Here is a 7,806-nt window from a genome sequence, read left to right as displayed (position 1 = left end):
AGTCTTTGATCTTAAGCTCGAAAAACTTCCTTTGAAAATCTGAGGCATCCGCCGGAGGCTTTTAGCATATTCAGCAATACGTTTGCTGAATATGCTAATCTATTTGAAAAAGATTCGTGGAAAAATGTGTAGTAATGGAAATTGCTGGGTACAATAGTAAATGTTTATTGGAATAAAAATAAATTTGTCATAAATGATGTCGTTAACATAGAGGTTTATTAGCATATCTTGTAGAATATATATTAAGAAGAAGGACTCATTTTTTATAAAATTCGATTATTCAATTGAAATATACGAGCAACAACAATATTGATTTTTAATACAATATAAGTATAGCTTTCAGGAGGTGTATCTCATGAATCGTCGTAAATCGAATATAGTCGTCATGATTTTACTAGGATTAGGTGCACTTGGATTTGTCTACACTCTTTTCACTCGTCCGGGTTCATTACTCGTGCAAGCAGGCATGATTTTCCTATTCATTGGTATCATCTATCTACTATATAAATTTGTGATTAGTCGACGAATGGGAGGAAAGGAACATTCCGCTTATTTACGCGCAGCTAAACAATCTAGAAGGAGATTTAAAACAGGTAGTCAGCGAAAAACACATTCTTCGGGAGTAGGCAATAAGAAACCTACGACTAGCGCGACAAAACGATCGACTGTATCGTCTATTCATAAAAAGCGAAAAACGAATACGACACACCTAACCGTAATTGAAGGAAAAAAAGGAAAAAAGAAGAATCGAGCATTATTCTAACTTTATTCAGCATCAGGCTGAATAAAGTTTTTTTGATTCTTCTAAATAAAATGCGCCCTTGGCCTATTTGCTCGCCCAGATTTTAGGCCCAGACGAGGTGGGTCACAAAGACGTTGACACAGGATGTGACGTTTTTAGTCTATGATCCTACTTTTGAGAATCTGTGGCATCCGCCGGAAGCTTTAACTTTGATTTAGTTGGGGTCAAACCCCAAGTGAATAAAGTTAATAACACCAAGTTCGTAAAAAGGATTCTGCACGAGTTCTACCAACTAGAATAAGTTCCTGCTTTTTTTCATCCGTTAATCCAAACTCTGTCGTCAAACCACTTTCAATTGGAATAAAAATAATATTCTTTTCATGTCGGCGTGAGATATAGCGTGTATCGTGGGCATTTTTCATGGTTTCGAAGAGGGCTCCAAACATATCGATGGCATTGTTAATTTTGTTTTGTTTTTGTTGCTGACTATTCCCACTAAGTTTGATTCCAAGCACAGGGCGCCTTTTTAGCTTTTGTTCTTCATCAAAAAGCCAGATTGGAAAGTTCGATAAGACCCCACCATCCACTACAATTGAATTGCCTTGATAGTCTTTTAGACGGACCGGCTCAAAAAAGTAAGGGAGGCTACAGCTCATCCGTACCGCTTTTGCAACTGGAAAGGATGCCGGATGTATCCCATAGCGTTCTAAATCATCGGGCAACACCATGATTCTTCCATTCGTTAAGTCGGAAGCAATAATTCTTAATCGACCTTGTGGGAGGTTTTGAAAGGTTACGACTCCTTTTGCTCGGAGTTTTTGATAAATCCATTTCTCTAACATATCTCCTTTATATAATCCAAGCCGCCAATATAAAAGAAGCCATTTAGCTAAAGGTGTTGGTAAGAGGGCTTTGCGTTGGTCTAAAAAATCACCGAGGTTTAATTCTTCCATAAGGTCAATAATCTCCCCACTTGTGTAACCTGCCGCGATTAGGGAAGCGATTAAGGAGCCAGCACTAGTTCCTGCCATTCTTTTAAAGGTTAATCCCTTTGCTTCGATTGCTTGGTACGCACCAATAAGCGCAAATCCCTTTATGCCCCCACCCGAAAATACACCATCTATTAACATCGAACCCCTCCCCTATCAAATGCGCCTTGGCGTATTTGTGCCCAGATTTTTTTAGGCCTACACGAGGTGTGTCACAAAGACGAAGACATCAGGATGTGGCGTTCTTAGTCTTTGATCCTACACCTCAAAAAATTTCCTTTAAAAATCTGTGGCATCCGCCGGTTAAACTTTATTCAGGTTTGCTGAATAAAGTTTAACCGGCCTTTATACATTTGTAAGCGCCTTACTTGGGATTTAGTACGTATGATTATTTTTGAGGATAAAAAAAGAAGGAATCAAAATGATTCCCTCTTAATAATGACTTACAATCCGCATTTTAGCTGGGCATTACAATTTGTACATGTGTTACATCCACCAAGGTCTTCAACTGTACCTTGACGACATACCGGACATGTGTCGCCTACTTCTGAACCGATGGTTACGTCAGTTTGACGTAAATCCATGATCGTATCCATAAGGACGACACGATTTTTTGGTTTTTCTTCTACTTCAGTTGTAACTTCTGTTTCTTCAAAAGTGTTCTCTTCAGCTTTTAAAGTAAGAACTTGAGCGTCACGGCTTCCATCAACGTAAACTGTACCACCTTTTGCTCCACCTTTGTAGAGACGCTCATATACTGCTTCTACTTGAGATACAGTATAGCCTCTTGGTGCGTTAACAGTTTTACTGATGGAGCTGTCAATCCAGCGTTGGATCACACATTGTACATCAGCATGCGCTTCTGGCGAAAGCTCCATTGCAGATACGAACCAGCTTGGTAGGTTGTTTGGATCTGCTTCTGGATGATTATCTAAATATTCTTGAACGATATCTGCTTTAACTTCGATAAACTTACCTAAGCGTCCACTTCTGAAATAAGAGAATGAGAAGTAAGGCTCTAAGCCTGTGGAAACACCAACCATTGTTCCTGTGCTGCCTGTAGGAGCCACAGTTAGTAAGTGTGAGTTCCGAATTCCGTATTCTTTAATATCGTTTTTGATATCTTCAGGCATTTTTTGCATGTATCCAGTATCGACTAAAGCTTCTCTGATACGATTTCCATCCTCTGGTGAATTACCTTCTAAGAATGGGAAGCTACCTTTTTCTTTTGCTAGTTCAATTGAAGCACGGTAAGCAGTAATTGCGATAGTTTCAAACACTTCGTCAACTAGCTTATTTCCTTCTTCTGAACCATATTCTGTTTCACAATAGATAAGCATATCGTGTAAGCCCATTACTCCGAGACCAACACGGCGCTCACCTAGTGCTTGCTTTTGATTAGCTTCTAAGAAGTATGGAGTTGCGTCAATTACGTTATCCTGCATTCTTACTCCAACTTCAACTGTTTGCTTCAGCTTGTCAAAGTTAACAGATTTAGTATCTTTATCGACCATTTCTGCTAAGTTAACAGCTGCAAGGTTACAAACTGAATATGGTGCTAGTGGCTGTTCCAATTTTGTTATCGTAAAGGTTTTTTATCCTTTACTTCTTACAGTTCATTTCCTGTAAGGTCAGCATATATTTTCACCATTTCGGTGCTGCGGCCTCGTGGAAGGATTATATTCTGCTTAGCAGTTTCACCTTCTATGCGTTGCCCCTGACCAACATTTTAAATTAGCCTTCGGTTCGGATTAGCCTCTCAGCCTTCCCGCTTTATTCCGCAGTTTTTTACGTGAGGCAAACTAAGCCACTTTACTTTTACCACACGGATTAGTTGCAACGACTTTTTGACCGTAGCTTTGTGCATTTGTCATGTCGTTTGCATTATCAATAAAGAAAATTCCTGGTTCTGCGGCATAAGTTGCGCAGATATTGATTAGATTCCAAAGCTCTTTCGCTTTAATCTTACGGTACACACGTACTTTATGGCCAAGTTTTTCCCACTCTCGTACATCCCCAACCTTGTGCCATTCTTCATTGTATATTTTCATTTCTTCTTCATTGTAGCTTTCAACATCTGGGAATCTCAGTTCGTATAATCCATCTTCTTCAACAGCTTCCATAAAATCTTTTGTGATACAAACGGAAATATTGGCACCTGTTAAGAATTCTGGATTATGAACACTGTAATTTCCACCAGTAACTAATTTTTGCTCAGCATCTTTAATAATCTTCTCGCTAAACCCACCGTATCCTGGGATGTGCTTGTAATTCACAATGCCTTGGTACATTTGAACTTCCTGTTCAGTGAATGGAGTAAATTTTAGTTTTTCTTGAGCGTATTTTTTAATTGTTTCATCTTCTGTATTTTCCATTAAAAATCGTAGTATTCTTGGATTTTGCATTTTTGAAATGATGAATTCAATAATGTCCGGATGATCCGATTGAAGCATGATCATTTGAGCACCCCTGCGCGAACCTCCTTGTTCCACAAGATGCGTTAATTTCGCAATGTCATCTAACCATGAAACAGAACCAGATGACTTTCCATTTACACCGCGTGCTAGTGCGTTACGTGGGCGTAATGTAGAACCATTTGTTCCTACACCCCCACCACGGCTCATGATTTCCATGACCTGTTTACGGTGCTCGGAAATACCCTCACGAGAATCCTGAACATACGGCATTACGTAACAGTTAAAGTACGTAACATCTGTATCCGCACCTGCTCCATATAGAACACGTCCAGCTGGAATGAAATTTAAGCTAACAAGCTCTTGATAGAACTTTTCAAACCATTCCTTACGCTTTTCCTCCGTTTCCTCAACGGAAGCTAAACCAGTGGCATTTCTTTTTGCAATCTGCTCATAGAAAACTTCAAGAGGCTTCTCAATAACATCTAGTGAACGATTAACAATTCCTGTTTCCACTTCCTCAGGGTTGTCCAACACACCACGATACTCTTCATCTACTAGTACCTGTGCTGTCTTCTGTTCCCAATCAATGTCAACGATGAAACCTAAACCACGTGCAGGAAACTTTGGATCTTCTTTGATCGTTAAAACAACAAAGTCACCTTCAGCAAGTGTAAGCTTCTCGGTATCCTTAAAGGTATACCGGTCAAGCATTACAAGCCTAGATACGCCCTTATGCGTAATCTCCATGTCCTCCGTAATTGGATGGACCTGAGGAAAAAGGCGTATGTCCTGGTTCAACCTTTCAACATTAATATCCATTTTTTCTAGCACAACAGTCATTCCCACATCTCCCTTAAAATCTATTAATTCAATTTTGTATATTTAAATGTGATAAAATTAAAGTATCATATATCCATATGAAAGACAATAAAATATCAATATATAGTGTTAAAATTATTTTCGACACCACTACATATTGATTTACGGATGAATAAAAACTATTTTGTCAAACCGAAAATAGTATAATATATTAAGAAAAACAGAGGAAAAACTAGGTAATTTAAATAATTTCGGTGTTTTTGATGAATTTTGTCGGTTGCTTTTTCCCTCTATTAGTCCCAACCCAGTAATACCAAAGATTTCCGGTTTTTCAAATTAAAAAACGACTAAAAAAGTCGTTTATCGTTTAAAATTCCATTCATCTGTTTTGTATCGTCTTTCAGCAATTTCATGTACATAGGTCAATTCTTCATCTGTCAATTGATAAGGCTCAAGCACAATATTTAGCCCTTCCTCAAAACCTTCTTTAAAAGCCTTTTTAGCTTCAGCAATCGTAACCGGTTTCTCCCTTAATGCATTTATAGCAACTGCTTTATTTTTAAAATTACGTTGCATTCTTTCTCTAAGACGTTCACTTGAATACTTAAATAAATCAAATAATTTGTCCTCATCTATATCTAGTAGAATAGAACCATGCTGAAGTATAACACCTTTCTGTCTGGTTTGGGCACTCCCTGCTACTTTTCTTCCTTCAACAACAAGCTCATACCAAGAAGGTGCATCAAAGCAAACTGCAGATCGTGGATTTTTTAACCCTTCACGCTCCTCAGCTGTCTTAGGAACGGCAAAATATGCATCAAGACCAAGATTGCGAAAACCTTGTAAAACTCCTTCTGAAATAACACGATATGCTTCTGTAACTGTCTTGGGCATTTCAGGATGCGCTTCCGACACGATTACACTATATGTAAGCTCCTGATCATGTAATACCCCTCTTCCACCTGTCGGACGACGCACAAAGCCAAGCCCATATTTTTTCACAGCATCAAGATCAATTTCTCTTTCTACCTTTTGAAAATAACCAATAGAAAGTGTCGCTGGATTCCAACCATAAAAACGAATCGTCGGTGGAATTTTTCCCTCACTGTTCCAATCAAGCAACGCTTCATCTAAAGCCATATTAAACGCTGGTGAACAATGGCCAGAATCAATAAATCTCCAAACTTCTTTTCCCATACGAAACCCTCTTTGTTCAATATTATTTGCCATTCCTTAGTCTATCAGAACAAAAATTGTTTTTCAAAATCAAAACCTCCAGAGAATTCCTTTGATTCTTTTTAACCACACGAATATAATAGAAAATGAGAGATAGAAAAAGGAGTAGATTGATTTTGGAAATACTTTTAATTGTTTTAGGTGCACTCATCGCATACGGAATTATTACATTCTTCTACCAAAGAAAAATAGTAAAAGTTTTAAATGAAGAACAGTTTCGTGAAGGATATCGCAAAGCACAACTGATCGATGTCCGTGAACCAAACGAATTTGACGGAGGTCATATTCTAGGTGCACGCAATATACCATTATCACAAATGAAAATGCGATTAACTGAAATCAGACCTGATAAACCAGTCTACTTATACTGCCAAAACACGGTTCGTAGTGGTCGTGCGGCACAATTACTTCGTAGAAAAGGCTACAAAGATCTTTACCAATTACAAGGTGGCTTTAAAAAGTGGTCAGGTAAAATAAAGAAAAAATAACCTATTCCGTCATTGGAATAGGTTTTTTCATGCCCCTTTATTATGATAAAATATGAAAAGAATAACCTGAGGTGATATTTTGAACATTTCAAAAGGTTTTTACCATACCATTTACTACCCACGACTAATTATTATTCCACTAATCGTAAACGTAATTCTAACATTCACTGGAGTATTAGGTGTATATATTGGTTTTACGATATTTGGTTTTCACATCATTCACTTTCCAATACCCTATGGGATTCCGCTACTAGATGCTTTTCAGGGACCAACAACGAATTGGCTACTTACCAGCATTGCCACCATTGTCATACTACTATTAAAAAGCTATGCACTCAGCATGTACCTCGGCTCCATGAAATGCTTTTTAGAAGGGCCGGATAATACATATTCCATCTTAAAAATTGCACCCTACTATTTTGAAAGAATGGTGCTATTTTCGATCATAGAATTCTTAATCAGTGGAGTACTCTTCATTTTTTTAACTATGTTTTGGCCACTAGCACTATTAGCAATGCTAATTGTACTATTTTACTCTCTAACCCCTTACATTATTGTGTTAAAAGACACTTCTGTTATGGATGCAATCGCAAAATCACCAAAACTATTGATAAAGAATTTCCGAACGTTATTCTTTATTTCACTGATTTACTTGATTTTGACAATTTTAATTACAAAGCTTCCATTTTCAGATGAAAAAATAGCGTACTACATAGTAGCATTATTATTTAGTTTTATGGGTACCATCATGATATTTGCAGTGATGAATTGTTTACATAAAAGCATTTATGAATTCAGCCTTCCAAGAAAGATTGTAAAGAAATCAAGAAGGCTATATCTACCGCTATGGATTGCTGCTCTTCTTTTACCATTACTAGGGGTACTATTAATTTCTATTTAAGATGTGGAAGAAAATTGGTGTTCACTGATTTTACCTTTCCTGATTTTATCCATTTATGTACCTCTTTATGGTGTTTGCGAGTACACTATTCCCTAATTTTATCCAACTTCAAGCCTCTTTCTTTGCATAAACACAAAAAAGACCAACCATATCGGCTGATCTTGTGTTTGCCTAGCGACGTCCTACTCTCACAGGGACAAAGTCCCAACTACCA

The 7,806-nt window shown here is 37.7% G+C and carries 5 protein-coding genes and 2 pseudogenes; 3 read left to right on the top strand and 4 right to left on the bottom strand.

The genetic code is table 11. From position 1 onward, the window contains the following. The first annotated feature begins 355 nt into the window (after positions 1–355). Positions 356–763 (top strand): SA1362 family protein, encoded by a 408-nt coding sequence (locus tag V7112_RS13465; RefSeq protein ID WP_335420508.1) that lies wholly within the window; start codon positions 356–358, stop codon positions 761–763. A 224-nt stretch (positions 764–987) separates the two neighbouring features. Here V7112_RS13465 and V7112_RS13460 read toward each other — a convergent pair whose 3' ends face one another. From V7112_RS13460 to V7112_RS13445, 4 genes and pseudogenes are all read right to left on the bottom strand, one after another. Then, positions 988–1,872 carry a patatin-like phospholipase family protein gene (locus V7112_RS13460; protein WP_335420505.1) on the bottom strand — a complete coding sequence of 295 codons (885 nt, stop codon included), beginning with the start codon at positions 1,870–1,872 and terminating at the stop codon, positions 988–990. Between the two features lie 302 nt (positions 1,873–2,174). Beyond that, positions 2,175–3,302 (bottom strand): annotated as a pseudogene (locus V7112_RS13455) (vitamin B12-dependent ribonucleotide reductase); the annotation flags it as partial. A gap of 249 nt (positions 3,303–3,551) precedes the next feature. Further along, a pseudogene (locus V7112_RS13450) lies at positions 3,552–4,988 on the bottom strand (vitamin B12-dependent ribonucleotide reductase); the annotation flags it as partial. A 339-nt stretch (positions 4,989–5,327) separates the two neighbouring features. Then, positions 5,328–6,164 (bottom strand): lipoate--protein ligase family protein, encoded by an 837-nt coding sequence (locus V7112_RS13445; protein WP_335420503.1) that lies wholly within the window; start codon positions 6,162–6,164, stop codon positions 5,328–5,330. Between the two features lie 155 nt (positions 6,165–6,319). Here V7112_RS13445 and V7112_RS13440 point away from each other — a divergent pair, with 155 nt between their 5' ends. Together V7112_RS13440 and V7112_RS13435 are read left to right on the top strand one after the other, a co-directional pair. After that, the gene (locus tag V7112_RS13440) at positions 6,320–6,691 is read left to right on the top strand and encodes a rhodanese-like domain-containing protein (RefSeq protein ID WP_335420499.1); all 372 of its coding nucleotides are present in this window, start codon (positions 6,320–6,322) and stop codon (positions 6,689–6,691) included. A gap of 79 nt (positions 6,692–6,770) precedes the next feature. Continuing rightward, a complete protein-coding gene (locus V7112_RS13435) occupies positions 6,771–7,592 on the top strand; it encodes a hypothetical protein (RefSeq protein ID WP_335420497.1) in 822 nt (273 codons plus the stop codon). The last annotated feature ends 214 nt before the right edge of the window (positions 7,593–7,806 follow it).

It is taken from the genome of Bacillus sp. JJ1566 (genome assembly GCF_036962685.1).
In the GTDB taxonomy this organism is placed as follows: Bacteria; Bacillota; Bacilli; order Bacillales; family Bacillaceae_L; genus Ferdinandcohnia.
Note: the sequence above shows the minus strand (reverse complement) of the source record. Positions and strands in the feature narration are given on the sequence as shown.

What these genes read in the sequence shown, in the direction of transcription:
- V7112_RS13465 (WP_335420508.1), top strand. Translation starts at nt 356, where the DNA reads ATGAATCGTCGTAAATCGAATATAGTCGTCATGATTTTACTAGGATTA.
- V7112_RS13460 (WP_335420505.1), bottom strand. Translation starts at nt 1,872, where the DNA reads ATGTTAATAGATGGTGTATTTTCGGGTGGGGGCATAAAGGGATTTGCG.
- V7112_RS13445 (WP_335420503.1), bottom strand. Translation starts at nt 6,164, where the DNA reads ATGGGAAAAGAAGTTTGGAGATTTATTGATTCTGGCCATTGTTCACCA.